17 protein-coding genes are annotated in these 20,141 nt (G+C 61.0%); 9 read left to right on the top strand and 8 right to left on the bottom strand.

Features of this window, described 5'->3' with window-relative positions; genetic code table 11:
* The first annotated feature begins 120 nt into the window (after window positions 1–120).
* Entirely contained in the window at window positions 121–1,464 is a 1,344-nt protein-coding gene (hisD, locus tag GKKCFE_RS21450; RefSeq protein ID WP_047228655.1) for a histidinol dehydrogenase, read from the top strand.
* Window positions 1,461–2,513 (top strand): histidinol-phosphate transaminase, encoded by a 1,053-nt coding sequence (gene hisC, locus GKKCFE_RS21445; protein ID WP_316912215.1) that lies wholly within the window; start codon window positions 1,461–1,463, stop codon window positions 2,511–2,513. The genes hisD and hisC overlap by 4 nt, the downstream gene beginning before the upstream one ends.
* 195 nt (window positions 2,514–2,708) lie before the next feature.
* On the opposite strand, the gene GKKCFE_RS21440 is transcribed toward hisC, so the two are convergent.
* The 3 genes from GKKCFE_RS21440 to algW form a co-directional block, all read right to left on the bottom strand.
* Window positions 2,709–3,428 carry a DUF4198 domain-containing protein gene (locus GKKCFE_RS21440; protein ID WP_047228653.1) on the bottom strand — a complete coding sequence of 240 codons (720 nt, stop codon included), beginning with the start codon at window positions 3,426–3,428 and terminating at the stop codon, window positions 2,709–2,711.
* Window positions 3,429–3,440: 12 nt separating this feature from the next.
* On the bottom strand, window positions 3,441–5,546 hold the full coding sequence (locus GKKCFE_RS21435) for a TonB-dependent siderophore receptor (protein ID WP_188250970.1): 2,106 nt from the start codon (window positions 5,544–5,546) through the stop codon (window positions 3,441–3,443).
* A 169-nt stretch (window positions 5,547–5,715) separates the two neighbouring features.
* Entirely contained in the window at window positions 5,716–6,876 is a 1,161-nt protein-coding gene (gene algW / locus GKKCFE_RS21430; protein WP_047228651.1) for a Do family serine endopeptidase AlgW, read from the bottom strand.
* Window positions 6,877–6,980: 104 nt separating this feature from the next.
* On the opposite strand from algW, the gene GKKCFE_RS21425 reads away from it, so the two are divergent.
* From GKKCFE_RS21425 to cysN, 3 genes are all read left to right on the top strand, one after another.
* Window positions 6,981–7,739, top strand: a complete 759-nt coding sequence (locus tag GKKCFE_RS21425; protein WP_047228650.1) for a Nif3-like dinuclear metal center hexameric protein — start codon at window positions 6,981–6,983, stop codon at window positions 7,737–7,739.
* 253 nt (window positions 7,740–7,992) lie between these two features.
* A complete protein-coding gene (cysD, locus tag GKKCFE_RS21420) occupies window positions 7,993–8,910 on the top strand; it encodes a sulfate adenylyltransferase subunit CysD (protein WP_003178041.1) in 918 nt (305 codons plus the stop codon).
* Window positions 8,911–8,919: 9 nt separating this feature from the next.
* The gene (cysN, locus tag GKKCFE_RS21415) at window positions 8,920–10,818 is read left to right on the top strand and encodes a sulfate adenylyltransferase subunit CysN (protein WP_139049152.1); all 1,899 of its coding nucleotides are present in this window, start codon (window positions 8,920–8,922) and stop codon (window positions 10,816–10,818) included.
* 179 nt (window positions 10,819–10,997) lie between these two features.
* On the opposite strand, the gene GKKCFE_RS21410 is transcribed toward cysN, so the two are convergent.
* The 3 genes from GKKCFE_RS21410 to GKKCFE_RS21400 are packed head-to-tail and all read right to left on the bottom strand — an operon-like array spanning window position 10,998 to window position 14,403.
* Complete coding sequence (locus GKKCFE_RS21410; RefSeq protein ID WP_139049154.1) at window positions 10,998–11,906, bottom strand: acyltransferase; 909 nt, start codon at window positions 11,904–11,906, stop codon at window positions 10,998–11,000.
* Complete coding sequence (gene pta / locus GKKCFE_RS21405; RefSeq protein WP_047228647.1) at window positions 11,907–14,006, bottom strand: phosphate acetyltransferase; 2,100 nt, start codon at window positions 14,004–14,006, stop codon at window positions 11,907–11,909.
* Window positions 14,007–14,064: 58 nt separating this feature from the next.
* The gene (locus GKKCFE_RS21400; RefSeq protein WP_076383569.1) at window positions 14,065–14,403 is read right to left on the bottom strand and encodes a DUF3565 domain-containing protein; all 339 of its coding nucleotides are present in this window, start codon (window positions 14,401–14,403) and stop codon (window positions 14,065–14,067) included.
* On the opposite strand from GKKCFE_RS21400, the gene GKKCFE_RS21395 reads away from it, so the two are divergent.
* The 3 genes from GKKCFE_RS21395 (at window position 14,372) to GKKCFE_RS21385 (ending at window position 16,716) form a co-directional block, all read left to right on the top strand.
* A complete protein-coding gene (locus tag GKKCFE_RS21395; protein ID WP_047228645.1) occupies window positions 14,372–14,857 on the top strand; it encodes an FKBP-type peptidyl-prolyl cis-trans isomerase in 486 nt (161 codons plus the stop codon). The genes GKKCFE_RS21400 and GKKCFE_RS21395 overlap by 32 nt on opposite strands.
* A gap of 113 nt (window positions 14,858–14,970) precedes the next feature.
* Window positions 14,971–15,453, top strand: a complete 483-nt coding sequence (locus tag GKKCFE_RS21390) for a glutathione peroxidase (RefSeq protein ID WP_047228644.1) — start codon at window positions 14,971–14,973, stop codon at window positions 15,451–15,453.
* A 159-nt stretch (window positions 15,454–15,612) separates the two neighbouring features.
* Complete coding sequence (locus GKKCFE_RS21385) at window positions 15,613–16,716, top strand: NADH:flavin oxidoreductase (RefSeq protein WP_445577063.1); 1,104 nt, start codon at window positions 15,613–15,615, stop codon at window positions 16,714–16,716.
* Window positions 16,717–16,845: 129 nt separating this feature from the next.
* Here the strand turns inward: GKKCFE_RS21385 and GKKCFE_RS21380 are convergent, their stop codons facing one another.
* Window positions 16,846–18,045, bottom strand: coding sequence for a glycosyltransferase family 4 protein (locus tag GKKCFE_RS21380; RefSeq protein WP_139049156.1), 1,200 nt, complete (start codon window positions 18,043–18,045; stop codon window positions 16,846–16,848).
* 39 nt (window positions 18,046–18,084) lie between these two features.
* Window positions 18,085–18,840 carry a sulfate transporter CysZ gene (gene cysZ / locus GKKCFE_RS21375; protein WP_339489164.1) on the bottom strand — a complete coding sequence of 252 codons (756 nt, stop codon included), beginning with the start codon at window positions 18,838–18,840 and terminating at the stop codon, window positions 18,085–18,087.
* A 300-nt stretch (window positions 18,841–19,140) separates the two neighbouring features.
* Here cysZ and trxB point away from each other — a divergent pair, with 300 nt between their 5' ends.
* On the top strand, window positions 19,141–20,103 hold the full coding sequence (gene trxB, locus GKKCFE_RS21370; RefSeq protein ID WP_047228640.1) for a thioredoxin-disulfide reductase: 963 nt from the start codon (window positions 19,141–19,143) through the stop codon (window positions 20,101–20,103).
* Window positions 20,104–20,141: the final 38 nt, after the last annotated feature.

Raw genomic sequence — 20,141 nt, 5'->3', positions numbered from 1 at the left:
ACCTGCGCGACCTTGAGTCGCGCCCGTCTATCCGTGTCATAGCCAATTTTCTCAGGTGCCCACGCGAATGGACTGGTAGCTTAGGGCGCCTGAGCATTTGCCATTAATGAGGCCCTCGCTATGACCGCTCCCACTTCGATTCGCCGACTCAACGCTGCCGACCCGGATTTCGCACATCATCTGGATCATCTGCTGAGCTGGGAAAGTGTGTCTGACGACTCGGTCAATCAGCGGGTGCTGGACATCATCAAGGCTGTGCGCGAGCGTGGCGATGCAGCTTTGGTGGAATTCACCCAGAAATTCGATGGCCTGCAAGTGGCGTCCATGGCTGATCTGATTCTGCCGCGCGAGCGCCTGGAACTGGCCCTGACCCGGATCACGGTGCCGCAGCGCGAAGCCCTGGAAAAAGCCGCATCGCGGGTGCGCGACTATCACGAGAGGCAGAAACAGGACTCCTGGAGCTACACCGAAGCCGACGGCACGGTGCTGGGCCAAAAGGTCACGCCGCTGGACCGCGCCGGTCTGTACGTGCCGGGTGGCAAGGCGTCGTATCCATCCTCGGTGTTGATGAACGCGATCCCAGCCAAGGTTGCCGGCGTGACCGAAGTGGTCATGGTGGTGCCGACCCCGCGCGGCGAAATCAATGAACTGGTGCTGGCCGCTGCCTGCATCGCCGGGGTGGACCGGGTGTTCACCATTGGTGGCGCCCAGGCCGTGGCTGCGCTGGCCTATGGCACCGAGAGCGTGCCGCGGGTCGACAAGGTGGTGGGGCCTGGCAACATCTATGTCGCCACCGCCAAACGCCACGTGTTTGGCCAGGTCGGCATCGACATGATCGCCGGGCCTTCGGAAATTCTCGTGGTGTGCGACGGCCAGACCGACCCGGACTGGATCGCCATGGACCTGTTTTCCCAGGCCGAGCACGACGAAGACGCCCAGGCGATCCTGGTCAGCCCGGACGCCGAGTTCCTCGACAAAGTGGCTGCCAGCATCGACAAGCTGCTGCCGACCATGGACCGCGCCGAGATCATCAACACCTCGATCAACGGCCGTGGCGCGCTGATCAAGGTCGAGAACATGGAACAGGCCATCGAGGTCGCCAACCGCATCGCGCCGGAGCACCTGGAGTTGTCGGTCGCTGACCCGCAGGCCTGGCTGCCGCAGATCCGCCACGCCGGTGCGATCTTCATGGGCCGCCACACCAGCGAAGCCCTGGGTGACTATTGCGCAGGTCCCAACCACGTCTTGCCGACTTCCGGTACGGCGCGTTTCTCGTCGCCGCTGGGGGTGTATGACTTCCAGAAACGTTCGTCGATCATCTTCTGCTCCGAGCAAGGTGCGTCCGAACTGGGCAAGACCGCTTCGGTGCTGGCCCGTGGCGAGTCGCTGAGCGCCCACGCCCGCAGTGCCGAATACCGCATCCTTGATGAGCGCTCCATTGAAGGGCAGGGGAAACTGAAATGAGTAAATTCTGGAGCCCGTTCGTCAAGAACCTGGTGCCTTACGTGCCGGGCGAACAGCCGAAGCTGACCCGCCTGGTCAAGCTCAACACCAACGAGAACCCCTACGGCCCGTCGCCCAAGGCCCTGGCGGCGATGCAAACCGAGCTGAACGACAACCTGCGCCTGTACCCGGATCCCAACAGCGACCTGCTGAAAAATGCCGTGGCCCGCTATTACGGCGTGCAGAGCAACCAGGTGTTCCTGGGTAACGGTTCGGACGAAGTGCTGGCGCACATTTTCCACGGGCTGCTGCAGCACGATCAGCCGCTGTTGTTCCCGGACATCAGTTACAGCTTTTATCCGGTGTATTGCGGGCTGTACGGCATCCAGTTCGACGCGGTGTCGCTGGACGCGCAGTTCCAGATCGACCCGGCGGACTATGCCAGACCAAACGGCGGGATCATCTTCCCCAATCCGAACGCTCCCACCGGCTGCCTGCTGGCCCTGGAAGCGGTCGAGCAGATCCTCAAGGCCAGCCCGGACTCGGTGGTGGTGGTTGATGAAGCCTATATCGACTTCGGCGGCGAGACCGCCATCAGTCTGGTGGACCGCTATCCGAACCTGCTGGTGACCCAGACGCTGTCCAAGTCCCGCTCATTGGCAGGATTGCGGGTGGGCCTGGCGGTGGGCCATCCGGACCTGATCGAAGCGCTGGAGCGGATCAAGAACAGCTTCAACTCCTACCCGCTGGATCGCCTGGCGAATGTCGGGGGCGCGGCGGCGTTCGACGATCGGGAGTATTTCGAGCAGACCTGCCGGTTGGTCATCGAGCACCGTGAATGGGTGGTGGCGCAGTTGCAGGCCAAGGGCTTTGACGTGTTGCCTTCGGCGGCCAACTTCATCTTCGCCCGTCACCCCCGGCACGATGCGGCAGGGCTGGCGGCGAAATTGCGCGAACAAGGCGTGATCGTGCGGCACTTCAAGCAGGAGCGGATTGCCCAATTCCTGCGGATCAGCATCGGCACGCCGGAGCAGAACCAGGCGCTGATCGAAGCCCTGGGTGAACTCTAAAGTTAAGGAAGGGGGCTGATGGCCTTATCGCGAGCAGGCTCGTTCCCACAGTAGAGTCGTTGCGAATACAAATTTTGTAACCAGCAGAGGCACCCTGTGGGAGCGAGCCTGCTCGCGATGGCGTAGTGTCAGTCAACATCCATCTGGCTGATCCACCGCCATCGCGAGCAGACTCGCTCCCACAGTTGTTGGGCCTTACTCGTGATGCTCTTCACCCAGGAAGGTCAGCGAGGTGAACACCCCACGCGTGGCCACGTCCTTGTTGTCCTTGAGCGCAATTTCCATCTGCGCGGCGATCACATTCAACCCCTCGTTACGCACCAGCACCTTGGCCCGGCCTTCGGCGTCGGTTTCTGCTGATACGGTGTCCGGTGCGCTGCGGTAATCACCCACCAGCTTCACCCCGGCGGCCGGTTTCCCGTCCAGCAGCACCCGTACCGGCAGTGACTGGCCCGGGCCTACGGTCAGCGGGTCGACTTCCGGCAGGATCAGGAACTTGACCTGATCAAGTTTCGGCAACTTCGCTCCCGGCTCGTAGATCGCCAGGCTGTACTTGAAGGTGTGGGTCGATTCAATCGCCCCGGGCACCTTCGTGCGGCCTTCGTTGATCCATTTCTTGTCAGCGGTCTGGGACCACATGCCATTGTCCAGTTCCACGGCCATCACGGCCGGTGGCTTGAGGGGTTGCAAGCGAGCATGGTCGGGCAAGCGTTCGACGGTGACCGGGATCATCTTGCCGCCCAGGTCATAGGCCCACGCACCGCTGATTTTCTGCGCCTTGAAGGCATTGTCCTCGGCGCCGTGGCCGTAGATCACTTCGATGTTGCCGCGCCGTTGTTCGGTCCACAGGCCATGGGCCGAGGCTTGGGTGGCCAGGAACAGGCTAAGAAGGGCGAAGGTCTTGGGGTATTTCATTGATTTTCCTTTTTACAGATCAAGGGTGAGGCTGACGGTAAAGTTGCGTGGCTCGCCGGGGTTGACCCAGTAGTTGCTGTACGAGCGCTCGTAGTATTTTTCGTCGAAGACGTTGTTCAGATTCAGGCCCACGGTGACGTTGTCGCTGGCCTTGTAATGGGCCAGCAGATCCACGGTGTGGTAGGCCGGCAGTTCGAAGTCCTTGCCGGCTTCGCCGGAGCGATCCCCGACGTATGTGAATGCCGCACCCACGTCGGAGCCGCGCAGGTGGCCGTCCTGGAATTCGTAGACCCCCAGCACGCTGCCGCTGCGCTTGGCGACGCCAAGAATCCGGCTGCCGGTGGGAATGATTTCGTCACCCTTGGTCACTTCGGCATCGATGTAGGCGAAGGCGCCGATCACCCGGATGGCGTCAGTTACCTGCCCGGTGACCTGCAGATCGAGTCCCTGGCTGCGGGCCTTGCCCATGGCGCGGTTGGAGTCTGTGGCCGGGTCCCGCGCCAGGACGTTTTCCTTTTCGATATGGAACGCCGCCAGGGTGGTGCTCAGGCGATCATCGAACAGTTCGCTCTTGATCCCCACTTCATAGCCAACGCCTTCCTCCGGATCGAAGGTTTTGCCCCCGGCATCCAGGCCATTGTTGGGCTTGAACGAGGTGGAGGCGTTGGCGAACAGTCCGACCTCGGGCGTCAGTTGGTACAGCAGGCCGGCCCGTTGCGTGAAGGTGTCATGACGCTGGCGGCTGGTGAGCTGCGTGGTGTGGTCGTCAATGCTCTGCTCGAAATGCTCATAACGCACGCCGAGCATGCCCCGCAGTTTGTCGGTGAAGACGATCTGGTCCTGAAGATTCAGCGCACGGCTTTTCACACGCTCGAAAAAATCGGTGCCGGTACGTTGACCATCAGGTTTCGGCTGGCCATAGACCGGTTGATAGATGTCGATGGGGTAAGTGCCACCGTTGATCGTGGTCACGCGTTCGTTCTTGCGATAGTCCTCGTATTCGGTGCCGATCAACAGTTCGTGCTGCCAGGGCCCGAGGTCAAACAGCCCGCGTAATTCAAGCTGGGTAATGCTGTCGTGCCAATTGTTGTCGCGCTCGCGGTAGCGGCGGTTCACCGTACGACCGTCGGCGTTCAGCGGCCGCGCTTCGGAGGCGAAGCCCCAGAGTTCGCCCTGTTTGTAATGGCTGGCCAGGCGCAGTTGCCAGGCGTCGTTGAGCTGATGTTCGAGGGCCGCCTGGAGCATGTTGTTGTGGTTGTCGATGTCGCCGTCGTTGGGCTCGCCCAAAAAGGTCGAGCGGGAAACACCGCTCCAACGGTTGTTCGGCGCCACGATGCCGCGATCGAACGTTGAACTGTGACGCACGATTTCGCTTTCCACCAGCAGGCGCGTGTCGGGGCTCAGTTGCCAGCTGAGGGAGGGGGCGACGAAGACGCGCTTGCTCTGGACGTGATCGCGAAAGCTGTGATTGTCCTCGACCGCCAGGTTGACCCGCGACAGCAGATTGCCCTCAGCGTCCAGTGGTGTGTTGACGTCCAGCGCGGTGCGGTAGCGATCCCAACTGCCGGCGCTGGTTTGCAGGGTGGTGAAGGCTTCGGGCTGGGGCTTCTTGGTGACGATGTTCACCGTACCGCCGGGGTCGCCGCGCCCGTACAGGCTGGCCGCCGGTCCTTTAAGCACCTCGATGCGTTCAATGTTGGCCGCATCCGGCGTACTCGGATAACCGCGGTTGGCGCTGAAGCCGTCCTTGTAGAACTCCGAAGTGGTAAAGCCACGCACGCTGTATTCGTAGAGTGTCAGGCCGCCGAAGTTGTTTTGCTTTGACACGCCGCCGGCATATTCCAGGGCCCGTTCGACGTTGGTGCTGCCCAGATCATTGAGGACGCTGGCGGGGATCACACTGATCGATTGCGGGATGTCCCGCAGGGCGGTGTCGGTTTTGGTGGCGCTGGCGGAGCGAGTGGCGCGATAGCCCGTCACCGGCCCGGTAGGGGATTCGTAGTCGGCAGAGACGTTGATGGCGTCCAGTTCCATCGGCTGGATTTCCTCGGCGATCACCGGGTCACCCAGCAGACCCAAGGCCAGGCTGGCGAGGGAAATCCGTTTTAGAGATGACATGTTATCTTGTTCCAATTTTTAGTATTGAAACAATATAACACTACTAATGAGAATTTATGCTATTCCTGGCCGACTAAAATAACCGAGGCGAACACGGTTTTTGTGGCGAGGGAGCAAGCTCCCTCACCACAAGGGACTCTTGGCCAGCAAGGCCGTTGCTATCGCGCAGTTACTCTTCTTCCTTCACCACCACCGGTGCCGGCGGTGGGCGCAAACCGATTTCTGCGGTGAGCTTGAGCTCCTTGCCGTTGCGCATCACCTGGATGGCGACCTTGTCGGTGGGTTTGATCCGCGCCACCTGGTTCATCGAGCGACGGCCGTCACCGGCGGGTTCGCCGTCGATGCTCAGGATCACGTCGCCCAGTTGCAGGCCGGCCTTCTGGGCCGGGCCATCGCGGAAAATGCCTGCTACCACGATCCCGGGACGCCCGGACAGGCCGAAGGACTCCGCCAGCTCCTGGGACAGCGGCTGCACTTCAATACCCAGCCAGCCGCGAATCACCTGGCCGTGTTCGATGATGGACTTCATCACTTCCATGGCCAGCTTCACCGGAATCGCAAAACCGATGCCCTGGCTGCCGCCGGACTTGGAGAAGATCGCCGTGTTGATCCCGGTCAGATTGCCGTTGGCATCCACCAGCGCGCCGCCGGAGTTCCCGGGGTTGATCGCGGCATCGGTCTGGATGAAGTCTTCGTAATTGTTCAGGCCCAACTGATTGCGCCCAGTGGCGCTGATGATGCCCATGGTCACGGTCTGGCCGACGCCGAAGGGGTTGCCGATGGCCAGGGTGACATCGCCGATGCGGATGCTGTCCGAGCGCCCAATGGTGATGGCCGGCAGGTTCTTCAGGTCGATCTTCAGCACCGCGAGGTCGGTTTCCGGGTCGCTGCCGATCACCCGGGCCAGGGTTTCGCGACCATCCTTGAGCGCCACCACAATCTGGTCGGCGCCGCTGGTGACGTGGTTGTTGGTCAGGATATAACCTTCAGGGCTCATGATCACGCCCGAACCCAGGCTCGACTCCATGCGTTTCTGCTTGGGTGAGTTGTCGCCGAAGAAGCGCCGGAACTGCGGGTCTTCGAACAGGGGATGGCTGGATTTGTTGACGACCTTGGTGGTGTACAGGTTGACCACGGCCGGTGCCGCGATCGTCACGGCATCGGCATAGGACACCGGCCCTTGTTGCAGTGCCTTGGTCTGTGGCGCCTGCTGCAGGTTGACGTCGAGGCTCGGCAGGCCGACCCACTCCGGATAACGCTGGATAATCAGTAGAGCGACAAGCACGCCGGCCAACAGAGGCCAGCCGGAAAAACGCAGCGCCTTGAGCATTAAGCACGTCCTACAAAGGTTGCAGGCGGTGTGAGACCGCCCATAATGTCGCGCATTATACGAGGCCGCGCGCGCCTCTGAACGGGATATTTAGGAGTCTTTTCATGGCCGTAGCCCTGAACACCCTGGTAGAAGAAGCGGATCGTTACCTGGCCGCCGCCAGGATTGCCGATTACTGCCCCAACGGTTTGCAGGTCGAAGGCGCCCCTCAGGTGACGCGCATTGTCAGCGGTGTCACCGCCAGCCAGGCATTGCTCGATGCTGCAGTGGAGGCTGACGCTGATCTGGTGCTGGTGCATCACGGGTATTTCTGGAAAGGCGAAAATCCCTGCGTCACCGGCATGAAGCAACGTCGCCTCAAAACCTTGCTCAAGCACGATATCAGTCTGCTGGCCTACCACTTGCCGCTGGATCTGCATGCCGAGGTAGGCAATAACGTGCAATTGGCTCGCCAGTTGGACATTACCGTCGAAGGGCCGCTGGACCCGGACAACCCCAAGGTCGTCGGCCTGGTGGGCTCCTTGTCCGAACCGATGACGCCCCGGGACTTCGCCCGTAAAGTGCAGGAAGTCATGGGCCGCGAGCCTTTGTTGATCGAAGGCGAGCAGATGATCCGCCGGGTCGGCTGGTGCACGGGCGGAGGCCAGGGCTACATCGATCAGGCCGTGCTGGCCGGGGTTGATCTGTTTCTCAGTGGCGAGGCGTCCGAGCAGACCTTTCACAGCGCCCGGGAAAACGGCATCAGCTTCATCGCCGCCGGGCACCATGCGACCGAGCGCTATGGTGTGCAGGCATTGGGCGATTACCTGGCGCGGCGCTTTGCTTTGGAGCATATCTTCATAGATTGCCCGAATCCCATTTGATCACGTGTAATCCCCTGTGGGAGCGAGCTTGCTCGCGATAGCGGAGGGTCAGTCAACTTCAATGCCGACTGATACACTGCTATCGCGAGCAAGCTCGCTCCCACAAAAGTCTGTTGCAACGCCCGAACCGGCAGGCATATCCATATGCTGTTTCGATCTAGTTGGCGCCCTGATTAGAAGAGGTCGCTGTGCTAGGATTCCCCGCTCGAACACGGCCCGCTGGCCGTTCATAAGAAAGTTTTCGTGAGTAGCCATGGTCGACAAACTGACGCATCTGAAACAGCTGGAGGCGGAAAGCATCCACATCATCCGCGAGGTGGCCGCCGAGTTCGATAACCCGGTGATGCTGTACTCCATCGGTAAAGACTCCGCCGTGATGCTGCACCTGGCACGCAAGGCGTTCTTCCCCGGCAAGCTGCCGTTTCCGGTGATGCATGTCGACACCCGCTGGAAATTCCAGGAAATGTACAAGTTCCGCGACCGCATGGTTGAAGAGCTGGGCCTGGACCTGATCACTCACGTGAACCCGGACGGCGTGGCGCAAGGCATCAACCCGTTTACTCACGGCAGCGCCAAGCACACCGACATCATGAAGACCGAAGGCCTGAAACAGGCTTTGGACAAGTATGGTTTCGACGCCGCTTTTGGTGGTGCCCGCCGCGATGAAGAGAAGTCCCGCGCCAAGGAGCGCGTGTACTCGTTCCGCGACAGCAAGCATCGCTGGGATCCGAAGAACCAGCGCCCGGAGCTGTGGAACGTCTACAACGGCAAGGTCAACAAAGGCGAGTCGATCCGCGTATTCCCGCTGTCGAACTGGACCGAGCTGGACATCTGGCAGTACATCTACCTCGAAGGTATCCCGATCGTGCCGCTGTACTTCGCCGCCGAGCGCGAAGTGATCGAGAAGAACGGCACGCTGATCATGATCGACGACGAGCGCATCCTCGAGCACCTGTCCGATGAAGACAAAGCCCGTATCGTCAAAAAGAAAGTGCGTTTCCGCACCCTTGGCTGCTACCCGTTGACGGGCGCGGTGGAGTCCGAGGCCGAAAGCCTGACGGACATCATTCAGGAAATGCTCCTGACGCGAACTTCCGAGCGCCAGGGCCGGGTCATCGACCACGATGGCGCAGGCTCGATGGAAGATAAGAAACGTCAGGGTTATTTCTAAGGGGTTGTCATGTCGCACCAATCTGATTTGATCAGCGAGGACATCCTCGCTTACCTGGGCCAGCACGAGCGCAAAGAGCTGCTGCGTTTTTTGACCTGCGGTAACGTCGACGACGGCAAGAGCACCCTGATCGGGCGCCTGCTGCACGACTCCAAGATGATCTACGAAGATCACCTGGAAGCTATCACCCGCGATTCGAAAAAAGTCGGCACCACCGGTGACGACATTGACCTGGCGTTGCTGGTCGATGGCTTGCAGGCCGAGCGCGAGCAAGGCATCACCATTGATGTCGCGTACCGCTATTTCTCCACGGCCAAGCGCAAATTCATCATCGCCGACACCCCTGGCCATGAGCAGTACACCCGCAACATGGCCACCGGTGCCTCCACCTGTGACCTGGCGATCATTCTGGTGGATGCCCGCTACGGCGTGCAGACCCAGACCCGTCGCCACAGCTTTATCGCCTCGTTGCTGGGCATCAAGCATATCGTCGTGGCCATCAACAAGATGGACCTCAAGGACTTCGACCAGGGCGTGTTCGAGTCGATCAAGGCCGACTACCTGAAGTTCGCCGAAGGCTTGAAGATGAAGCCCACCAGCATGCACTTCGTGCCGATGTCGGCCCTCAAGGGCGACAACGTGGTGAACAAGTCCGAGCGCTCGCCGTGGTACACCGGCCAGTCGCTGATGGAAATTCTCGAGACCGTGGAAGTGGCGGGTGACCGCAACTTCACCGACCTGCGTTTCCCGGTGCAGTACGTCAACCGTCCGAACCTGAACTTCCGCGGTTTCGCCGGCACCCTGGCCAGCGGCATCGTGCACAAGGGCGACGAAGTGGTGGTGCTGCCTTCGGGCAAGAGCAGCCGCGTGAAATCCATCGTCACTTTCGAAGGCGAGCTGGAACACGCCGGCCCTGGCCAGGCGGTGACGCTGACCATGGAAGATGAGATCGACATCTCCCGTGGCGACCTGCTGGTGCATGCCGACAGCGTGCCGCCGGTCACCGACAGCTTCGAAGCGATGCTGGTGTGGATGGCCGAAGAGCCAATGCTGCCGGGCAAGAAATACGACATCAAGCGCGCCACCAGTTATGTGCCGGGCTCGATTGCCAGCATCGTCAACAAGGTCGACGTGAACACCTTGGAAGAGGGACCGGCCAGCGCGTTGCAGCTCAACGAAATCGGCAAGGTGAAGATCGCCCTGGATGCGCCGATCGCCCTGGACGGTTACGAGAGCAACCGCACCACCGGCGCGTTCATCGTCATCGATCGCCTGACCAATGGCACTGTCGGCGCGGGCATGATCGTCGCCCAGCCGCTGGCTCACGGCACCAGCACGCACCACGGCAAACTGGCCCATGTGTCGGTGGAAGAGCGCGTCCAGCGCTTCGGCCAGCAACCGGCCACGGTGCTGTTCAGCGGCCTGTCGGGCGCTGGCAAAAGCACGCTGGCTTATGCGGTGGAACGCAAGCTGTTCGACATGGGCCGTGCGGTCTTCGTGCTCGATGGCCAGAACCTGCGTCATGACTTGAACAAGGGCTTGCCACAGGACCGTGCCGGACGTACCGAGAACTGGCGTCGTGCGGCCCACGTTGCCCGTCAGTTCAACGAAGCCGGGCTGCTGACCCTCGCCGCGTTCGTCGCGCCGAATGCAGAAGGGCGCGAGCAGGCCAAAGACCTGATCGGCAAGGAACGTCTGCTGACGGTCTATGTCCAGGCCTCGCCAATCGTCTGCGCCCAGCGTGATCCGCAAGGTTTGTACGCTGCTGCCGGCGACAACATCCCCGGTGAGTCCTTCCCGTATGACGTGCCGCTGGACGCCGATCTGGTGATCGACACCCAGTCGCTGTCGTTGGAAGAGAGCGTCAAGCAAGTGCTGGATCTGCTGCGCAAGCGTGGGGCGATCTAAGGGAAGCAGTTACAAGCTTCAAGCGGCAAGTAAAAGCCCGCGGATGAGTGATCATCTGCGGGCTTTTTGTTGTCTGGAGGGACGTCATCGCGAGCAAGCTCGCTCCCACAGTAGATTCGTGGTGTTCACACATACCCTGTGGGAGCGAGCTTGCTCGCGATGAGGCCAGTACAGGCGCCTCAAGACTTGCAGGGATACTCCCGATGCATCTGTTCCAGCAACGCATCTTTATCCTGCCACAACTGATTGATCCAGCCCTGGAACTCCAGGCGATAGGCGCCGTCCTGGTCGTAGTTCCTGCCGATGAACTGCGGCGGAATCTTCAGTTCCTGGAAATGCACCACCACTTCGTCAACTTTTCCGCAGAGCAAATCCCAGTACCCCGGTCGGCCGCCGGGATAGTGGATGGTCACGTTGATGATCGACTCCAGCTGTTCGCCCATGGCATCGAGCACAAACGCAATCCCACCGGCCTTGGGTTTGAGCAGGTAGCGAAACGGTGACTGTTGCTGGGCATGCTTGCCTTCGGTGAAGCGTGTGCCTTCGACGAAGTTGAAGATGCCCACAGGGTTGTTGCGAAATTTCGCGCAGGTCTTGCGGGTGGTTTCCAAATCCTTGCCTTTCTTTTCCGGGTACTTCTCCAGGTAAGCCTTGGAGTAGCGCTTCATGAACGGGAACCCCAGGGCCCACCAGGCCAGGCCGATCACCGGTACCCAGATCAGTTCCTGCTTGAGAAAGAACTTCAATGGGCGAATGCGCCGGTTCAGCACGTACTGCAACACCATGATATCGACCCAACTCTGGTGGTTGCTGGTGATCAGGTACGAGTGCTGGTAGTCCAGGCCTTCCAGGCCACTGAGGTGCCAGCGGGTGCGGCGCAGCAGGTTCATCCAGGCCTTGTTGTTGCTGATCCAGGCTTCATGAATGTGGCCCATCAGCCAGTCGGTGAAACGCTGGGCGGCGGGGAAGGGCAGCAACAGCTTGAAGATTGCCACGATGAACAGCGGGGTGCAGCAGGCGATGGTGTTCAACGCCAACAGCAGCGAGGCAATGACGCCGCGCACAGGAGCAGGCAGGAAATCCAGCATTTAAATATCCATGGGTCGGTTGGCGGCCTGGATCGCGGTCAGGGCGATGGTGTACACGATGTCGTCGACCTGAGCGCCGCGGGGCAAGTCGTTTACGGGTTTGCGCAGGCCTTGCAGCATTGGCCCGAGGCTGACGCAATCGGCGCTGCGTTGCACGGCCTTGTGGGTGGTGTTGCCGGTGTTCAGGTCCGGGAAGATGAAAACCGTCGCCCGGCCGGCCACCTGGCTATTGGGCGCCAGTTGTCGGGCCACGGTTTCGTTGGCGGCGGCGTCGTATTGCAGCGGCCCGTCGATCAGCAAGCCGTGTTGCGCCTCGTGGGCCAGCAGGGTGGCTTCGCGGACTTTCTCCACCTCTTCACCGCTGGCCGACTCGCCGCTGGAATAGCTGAGCATTGCCACCCGTGGCGTGATGCCGAACGCGGCAGCCGAGTCGGCGCTTTGCAGGGCAATCTCCGCCAGCTCCGCGGCGCTGGGATGCGGGTTCATCACGCAGTCGCCATAGACCAGCACTTCTTCGGGGAACAGCATGAAAAACACCGAAGACACCAGCGAACATCCCGGGGCGGTCTTGATCAGTTGCAAGGCCGGGCGGATGGTGTTGGCGGTGGAGTGGATAACACCGGATACCAGCCCGTCGACTTCATCGAGCGCCAGCATCATGGTGCCGATCACCACGGTGTCTTCCAGTTGCTGTTCGGCCATCGGCGCGTTCAGGCTTTTGCTCTTGCGCAGCCGCACCATCGGTTCGACGTAACGCTCACGAATCGAATCCGGGTCGAGAATCTCCAGCCCCGGCGGCAGTTCGATGCCCTGGGCACGAGCCACTGCCTCGACGTCGGCCGGTTTGGCCAGCAGCACGCAGCGAGCGATGCCACGGGCCTGGCAAATGGCAGCGGCCTGGACAGTCAGCGGTTCACTGCCCTCAGGCAGCACAATGCGTTTGTCGGCGGCCTGGGCGCGCTGAATCAGCTGGTAGCGGAACACGGCCGGCGACAAGCGCATTTCCCTTGGCGTACCGCAACGCTGATGCAGCCATTTGGCATCCAGGTGGCTGGCGACAAAATCGGTGATGATCTCCGCACGTTCGCGGTCGTCGATCGGAATTTCCTTGTTCAAGCCATTGAGCAGGTTGGCGGTGTCGTAAGACCCGGTACTGACCGACAGCACCGGAAGTCCCGCCTGCAAGGCGCCTCGACACAGGTCCATGATGCGCGGGTCGGGTAGGGTGTCGCTGGTCAGCAGCAGGCCGGCCAACGGTACGCCGTTGAGGGCTGCCAGGCTCACGGCCAGGATGATGTCGTCGCGATCACCCGGGGTCACCACCAGCACGCCGGGCTTGAGCAGCTCCACGGTGTTGCGCATGGTGCGGGCGCAAATAATGATGTTGCTCATGCGCCGGGTTTCGTAATCGCCGGCATTGAGCACCTGCGCGCCCATCAGGTCGGCCACGTCACGGGTGCGTGGGGCGTTGAGTTCGGGGCGGAACGGGATGCAGCCCAGCAGGCGGAAATCGCCGCTGCGCAACAGCGGCGAGTGCTCCTTGAGCCGCGCGGAGAAGGCCTCCATGCTTTCCTCGGTATGGACTTTGTTCAGGATCACGCCGAGGACTTTCGGGTCTTTGGGCCCGCCGAACAACTGCGCCTGCAGCTCGACGCGACCGGAAAGCTCGGTCAGCACTTCGTTCTCCGGCGCCGACACCAGGATGACCTCGGCGTCCAGGCTCTTGGCCAGGTGCAGGTTGACCCGCGCGGCATAGCTGGCGTTGCGGGTCGGGACCATACCCTCGACGACCAGCACGTCCTTGCCGATGGCAGCCTGCTGGTAGAGGGTGATGATTTCTTCCAGCAACTCATCGAGCTGGCCGTCGCCGAGCATGCGTTCGACGTGCGCCAGGCCCAGCGGCTGCGGCGGTTTGAGGCCGTGGGTGCGGGCCACCAGTTCGGTGGAGCGTTCCGGTCCGGTATCGCCGGGATGGGGCTGGGCGATAGGTTTGAAAAAACCGACTTTCAGCCCGGCCCGTTCGAGTGTGCGCACCAGCCCGAGGCTGATGGAGGTCAGACCCACACCAAAATCGGTGGGCGCGATAAAAAAAGTTTGCATGCGGATTCTCTAAAGGTGCATGGCAAAGGCGAGGCTATAACTGCCGTCTACCGTCAATTCAGGCGCCAAGGTTATCGCTAACCGGGGCCTGTGCGCACCAGCCGCAGTCAAAGGACTGGCCTATTTTTTCAATACGTTGCGCCGGGTCCAGCACCCAGGCCCGGGACTGCCACGGCGGCAGGTGGCGCAGATGCTGGGTGTGGCCACAGGACAGCTCGGCCACCCAGTGCCCGTCCTCATCCTGATGAAAACCGGTGACCGTCGGTCTGTTCGAACAAGCCCGTTTGTCCGGGTTCCGTTCGCTTTCGGGCAAATCCTTGTTTAGACTTGTCCGTTCTTCATTCTTATGCAAAAGGTCTCGCCCCATGCTGATCGCCGCCAATAAGGCTGTCTCCATCGACTATACCCTGACCAACGACGCTGGTGAGGTCATCGACAGCTCTGCCGGCGGCGCTCCGCTGGTCTACCTGCATGGCGCAGGCAACATCATCCAGGGTCTGGAAAAAGCCCTGGAAGGTAAAACTTCCGGTGACGAGCTGAACGTTACCGTTGAGCCGGAAGATGCTTATGGCGAATACTCCGCCGAGCTGGTCAGCACCCTGAGCCGCAGCATGTTCGAGGGCGTGGATGAACTGGAAGTAGGCATGCAGTTCCACGCTTCGGCCCCCGATGGCCAGATGCAGATCGTCACCATCCGCGACCTGGAAGGCGATGACGTCACCGTTGACGGCAACCACCCGTTGGCCGGTCAGCGCTTGAACTTCCAGGTCAAGATCGTCGACATTCGTGATGCCAGCCAGGAAGAAATCGCCCATGGTCACGTCCATGGCGAAGGTGGTCATCACCACTGATTTGTGGGCTACGCTCAAGTGAACTGGAAAGGCGCCTTACGGCGCCTTTTTAGTCGGTTGCTGTTAGCATCGTCCATGGCTGTTCGAAAAGATCCGCAAACCTGGAGTTCGTCATGAGTGCTTTTCACGACCTTAAACTTAAAGCCCTGGATGGTCAGGAACTTGATCTGGCGCCGTTCAAGGGGCAAGTCGTGCTGGTGGTCAATGTCGCCTCCAAATGTGGCCTGACACCTCAGTACGCTGCGTTGGAAAACCTCTATCAGCAATACAAGGCCAAGGGTTTCTGTGTGCTGGGCCTGCCTTGCAACCAGTTCGCCGGACAAGAGCCGGGGACGGAACAGGAAATCCAGGATTTCTGCAGCCTCAATTATGGTGTGACGTTCCCGTTGTCCAGCAAGCTGGAAGTGAACGGGCACGACCGTCATCAGTTGTACCGTCTGCTGGCAGGCGAGGGGGCCGAGTTTCCGGGGGACATCACCTGGAACTTCGAGAAGTTCCTGCTGGGCAAGGACGGTCGGGTGCTGGCGCGTTTCTCACCGCGCACGGCGCCGGATGATCCGGCCGTGATCCAGGCTATCGAAAAAGCCTTGAGCTGAACCTCTGGAGCAACCATCACCCTGCTGTGTGCGGGCACACTCCTCTCGGCTTCCTTTTGATCCACAATCATTCAAATCAATAGTGCTACCCATTGCTTTCCACGGTCCATATTATCGCTGTCATATTCGACCTGCGACCCTGTTTCCGTGGAGTGTCCCATGCCTGTAAAAGCCTTGTTCAAACCCTTCCATCTCGGTGCGCTGGAGCTGCCGACCCGGGTCGTGATGGCGCCGATGACTCGCTCCTTTTCCCCAGGCGGCGTGCCGAACGCCAAGGTCGTGGAATATTACCGCCGTCGCGCGGCGGCCGGCGTCGGTCTGATCATTACCGAAGGCACGACCGTCGGGCACAAGGCCTCCAACGGTTATCCGAACGTACCGCATTTTTACGGCGAGGCCGCGCTGGCCGGCTGGAAACAAGTGGTTGATGCCGTGCATGCCGAAGGCGGCAAGATCGTTCCGCAGCTCTGGCACGTAGGTAACGTGCGGCGCTTGGGGACCGAGCCGGACGCGAGCGTGCCGGGCTATGGTCCTTCGGAAAAACTCAAGGACGGCCAGGTCGTGGTTCACGGCATGACCCAGGCGGATATCGACGAAGTCATCGCAGCGTTCGCCCAGGCGGCGAAAGACGCCCAGAGCATCGGCATGGACGGCGTGGAGATCCACGGCGCCCATGGTTACCTGGTGGACCAATTCTTCTGGGAGGGCAGCAACCAGCGCACCGACGGTTATGGTGGAAGTCTGGCCAACCGATCGCGCTTCGCCATCGAACTGATCCGCGCCGTGCGTGCTGCGGTAGGTGAAGGGTTCCCGATCATCTTCCGTTTCTCCCAATGGAAGCAGCAGGACTACAGCGCGCGTCTGGTGCAAACGCCAGAGGCCTTGGGCGAATTCCTCCAGCCTTTGGCAGAGGCCGGTGTGGATATTTTCCATTGCTCGACACGTCGCTTCTGGGAGCCTGAATTCGAAGGCTCCGAGCTGAATCTGGCGGGCTGGACCCGCAAGCTGACCGGCAAGCCAACCATCACCGTCGGCAGCGTTGGCCTGGATGGCGAGTTCCTGCAGTTTATGGTCAACACCGACAAAGTCGCGCAGCCGGCCAGCCTGGAGAAACTGCTGGAGCGCCTGAACAATGATGAGTTCGACCTGGTGGCGGTGGGGCGTGCGCTGCTGGTAGACCCGGATTGGGCGCAAAAAGTGCGTGAAGGCCGGGAGCAGGAGATCTTGCCGTTCAGCCGTGAGGCGTTGATGACACTGGTTTAAGCGGCGCCTGCCATCGCGAGCAGGCTCGCTCCCACACCGGATTTGGGTTGTTCACCGAACGTGTGATCAACACAACACCCTGTGGGAGCGAGCCTGCTCGCGATGGCGGCCCCAGCATCACTGAAAAAATCAGCGCACCGTCGGCGCAGCCGGCATCACCTGTTCACCGACACAAACCCCGCGCAACTGCGTCTCGAACTGCTCGATCACCGATGGCCAGCCCTGGCGACTGGCATGCTGGCGCGCATTGAGCCGCACACAACGCAAGGTTTCACGCTCTTCCAGCAGCCATCGGGCCGCGTCGCAGAATGCCTCTTCATCCCCCGGCATGGCCAGCACGCCGTTGTGACCGTGACGGATGTGTTGCGCCGCCGCGGCCTGATCATAGGCCACCACACCCAACCCGGACGCCAGCGCCTCCAGCACGACATTGCCGAAGGTTTCGGTCAGGCTCGGAAAGACGAATACATCCCCGGACGCATAGTGGCAGGCCAGCGATTCGCCACGCTGGGCCCCACAAAAGATCGCGTCGGGCAGTTCCTGTTGCAGCGCGGCCCGTTGTGGACCGTCGCCTACTACCACCAGTTTCAGCCGCCGGTCCGGGAAAGCGCTGCACAGTGTGTTGAAACAGCGTTTGAGCAGACCCAGGTTCTTCTCCGACGCCAGACGCCCGACGTGGATCAGCGCAATATCGTCATCGCCCAAGCCCCAGGCCTCACGCAGGGTTGTCGAGCGTTTGATCGGATGGAACAGTTGGCTGTCCACACCGCGGGACAACAGCGCCACACGCTCGAAATGCCGGCGCTCCAGCTCCATGCGCTGGCTGAGGCTCGGCACCAGGGTCAGGCTGGAGCTGTTGTGGAACCAGCGCAGGTAATGGGTGAGGGCCCGACTCAACAACCCGAGGCCATACTGCTGGGTGTATTGCTGGAAATTGGTGTGGAAGCCACTGACCACCGAGATGCCCAGGCGCCGGGCCGCCCGCAATGCCGATAAACCCAGCGGCCCTTCCGTGGCGATATACAGCACGTCCGGGCGATGACGTTTCCAGCGCCGCAGCAGCTTGTGCATCGAAGCCTGGCCCCACTGCAAGCCCGGATACCCCGGTAGCGGCCAGCCTCGGCACAGCAACAACTGCTCGTCGCTGGCCTGGCGTTGGTCGCCAGCCTGACGGGGCCGTATCAATTCCACCTGATGCCCGCGAGCGCGCAAGCCGTCGCACAGGCGGCCCAGGGTATTGGCCACGCCATTGATTTCCGGCGGGAAGGTTTCGGTGATGAGGGTGATATGCAGGTGTGTGCTCATGACCCCAGTGTCGACCGGGGCCATTTCGCCATTGTGACGCTTGAATGATGGATTTGTGACAGGTCAGCCCTGGCGGGCCAACGCGGTCTCGGCGCCTTGCTCGCGCACCCAGAACAAGGTCGCGCCGGCCACTGCCGCCGGCATCATCAGGATGTTGACCACCGGGATCAGCAGCACCAGGTACACGCTGCCGCCAAAACCCAGGCTCTGCCAGCGTTTTTCCCGCAGCCAGGCGAGCATTTCGTTCCAGCCCAGCTTGTGGTTGTCCGCCGGGTAGTCGATGTACTGGATCGCCATCATCCACACCCCGAACAGCAGCCATAACGGCGCGGCGACGATATTGATCACCGGAATGAAGGACAGCACCAGCAGGCCCAGGGCGCGGGGCAGGAAGTAGCCGAGCTTGCGTGCCTCCCGGGCCAAGGTGCGAGGGATCATGGCGATCAACTCGCCCCAACTGAAGACCGGGAAGTCGTCGGTGCCACGGATCACCACTTCGACTTTCTCGGCGAGAAAACCGTTGAACGGCGCGGCGATGACATTGGCGAGCATGGTGAAGGTGAAAAACACCATCAGCACCACAAGCACCACGAACAGCGGCCACAGGACATAGTTGAGAAAGCTCAGCCAATCCGGTAACGACGGCATCAGCGTGTCGACCCAAAGGCTGAACTGATGGCCGGCCAGGTAGATCAATCCGACGAACAGCACCAGATTGATCACCAATGGCAACAGCACAAACAAGCGCAGACCCGGGCTTAAGACCAGTTTGAGTCCTTCTCGCAAATATTGCGGGCCGGACAGGACGGGGGCGGGCATAAGAGGCTCCGAGCGAAGATGAACGCGCCGACCATACCGGCTTTGCCGGGCTCGGGAAAGCACCGACATGGCGTGTAACAACGTTTGCCGAGTTTATTGAACTGACCGATCTGGATAGAGCTCACCTATGAGCTGGATTGTTAAACCGTATTTCCTTAATCTTCGCTCCCTCGATACGCTGCACCCATTCTTTTCAGGACTGTCGAACCCAAGCCTTCCCCAAGTGCGTCAACAGTCCCTTTTATTCGCGCCGCTTACCCGGCGTTCCGGCCCGCAAGGTCCGGTCAACAGGAGCAGGTCATGTCTGAAGTGCGTCATTCGCGAGTGATTATTCTCGGTTCCGGCCCTGCCGGTTACAGCGCTGCGGTGTATGCCGCCCGTGCCAACCTCAAGCCGTTGCTGATTACCGGCATGCAAGCCGGCGGTCAATTGACCACCACCACCGAAGTCGACAACTGGCCGGGCGACGTCCACGGTCTGACCGGCCCGGTGTTGATGGAGCGTATGAAAGAGCACGCCGAGCGCTTCGAGACCGAGATTGTTTTCGACCACATCAATGCCGTGGACTTCGCCGCCAAGCCGTACACCCTGACCGGTGACAGCGCGACCTACACCTGTGATGCCCTGATCATTGCAACCGGTGCCAGCGCTCGTTACCTGGGCCTGCCATCGGAAGAAGCCTTCATGGGCAAAGGCGTTTCCGCCTGTGCCACTTGCGACGGTTTCTTCTACCGCAACAAGCCCGTGGCTGTGGTGGGTGGCGGTAACACCGCCGTCGAGGAAGCCCTGTACCTGGCCAACATCGCCAGCACGGTCACCCTGATCCACCGTCGCGAAACCTTCCGCGCCGAGAAGATCCTGATCGACAAGCTCAATGCCCGTGTGGCTGAAGGCAAGATCATCCTCAAGCTCAACGCCACCCTGGATGAAGTGCTGGGCGACAACATGGGCGTGACCGGTGCCCGGCTGAAGAACAACGACGGCAGCTTTGACGAGATCAAAGTCGACGGTGTGTTCATCGCCATCGGCCACACTCCGAACACCTCGTTGTTCGAAGGCCAGCTGGAACTCAAGGACGGCTACCTGGTGGTCAAGGGCGGCCGCGACGGCAACGCCACCGCCACCAGCGTCGAAGGTATCTTCGCGGCCGGCGACGTGGCAGACCACGTCTACCGTCAGGCGATTACCTCGGCGGGTGCCGGTTGCATGGCAGCCCTGGACACCGAGCGTTACCTGGATGGTCTGCAGAACGCTTCGTTCTGATCCGTCGCGCATGAAAAAACCGGCTTCGGCCGGTTTTT

The sequence above is a fragment of the Pseudomonas sp. E141 genome, from assembly GCF_052659885.1.
The sequence above is the reverse complement of the archived record's forward strand: the minus strand, read 5'-3'. Positions and strand labels throughout refer to the sequence as shown.

What these genes read in the sequence shown, in the direction of transcription:
- GKKCFE_RS21380 (WP_139049156.1), bottom strand. Translation starts at nt 18,045, where the DNA reads ATGGCCCCGGTCGACACTGGGGTCATGAGCACACACCTGCATATCACC.
- GKKCFE_RS21385 (WP_445577063.1), top strand. Translation starts at nt 15,613, where the DNA reads ATGCCTGTAAAAGCCTTGTTCAAACCCTTCCATCTCGGTGCGCTGGAG.
- GKKCFE_RS21400 (WP_076383569.1), bottom strand. Translation starts at nt 14,403, where the DNA reads ATGGAGACAGCCTTATTGGCGGCGATCAGCATGGGGCGAGACCTTTTG.
- GKKCFE_RS21390 (WP_047228644.1), top strand. Translation starts at nt 14,971, where the DNA reads ATGAGTGCTTTTCACGACCTTAAACTTAAAGCCCTGGATGGTCAGGAA.
- GKKCFE_RS21440 (WP_047228653.1), bottom strand. Translation starts at nt 3,428, where the DNA reads ATGAAATACCCCAAGACCTTCGCCCTTCTTAGCCTGTTCCTGGCCACC.
- cysD (WP_003178041.1), top strand. Translation starts at nt 7,993, where the DNA reads ATGGTCGACAAACTGACGCATCTGAAACAGCTGGAGGCGGAAAGCATC.
- cysZ (WP_339489164.1), bottom strand. Translation starts at nt 18,840, where the DNA reads ATGCCCGCCCCCGTCCTGTCCGGCCCGCAATATTTGCGAGAAGGACTC.
- GKKCFE_RS21395 (WP_047228645.1), top strand. Translation starts at nt 14,372, where the DNA reads ATGCTGATCGCCGCCAATAAGGCTGTCTCCATCGACTATACCCTGACC.
- hisD (WP_047228655.1), top strand. Translation starts at nt 121, where the DNA reads ATGACCGCTCCCACTTCGATTCGCCGACTCAACGCTGCCGACCCGGAT.
- trxB (WP_047228640.1), top strand. Translation starts at nt 19,141, where the DNA reads ATGTCTGAAGTGCGTCATTCGCGAGTGATTATTCTCGGTTCCGGCCCT.
- pta (WP_047228647.1), bottom strand. Translation starts at nt 14,006, where the DNA reads ATGCAAACTTTTTTTATCGCGCCCACCGATTTTGGTGTGGGTCTGACC.
- cysN (WP_139049152.1), top strand. Translation starts at nt 8,920, where the DNA reads ATGTCGCACCAATCTGATTTGATCAGCGAGGACATCCTCGCTTACCTG.
- GKKCFE_RS21435 (WP_188250970.1), bottom strand. Translation starts at nt 5,546, where the DNA reads ATGTCATCTCTAAAACGGATTTCCCTCGCCAGCCTGGCCTTGGGTCTG.
- algW (WP_047228651.1), bottom strand. Translation starts at nt 6,876, where the DNA reads ATGCTCAAGGCGCTGCGTTTTTCCGGCTGGCCTCTGTTGGCCGGCGTG.
- GKKCFE_RS21425 (WP_047228650.1), top strand. Translation starts at nt 6,981, where the DNA reads ATGGCCGTAGCCCTGAACACCCTGGTAGAAGAAGCGGATCGTTACCTG.
- hisC (WP_316912215.1), top strand. Translation starts at nt 1,461, where the DNA reads ATGAGTAAATTCTGGAGCCCGTTCGTCAAGAACCTGGTGCCTTACGTG.
- GKKCFE_RS21410 (WP_139049154.1), bottom strand. Translation starts at nt 11,906, where the DNA reads ATGCTGGATTTCCTGCCTGCTCCTGTGCGCGGCGTCATTGCCTCGCTG.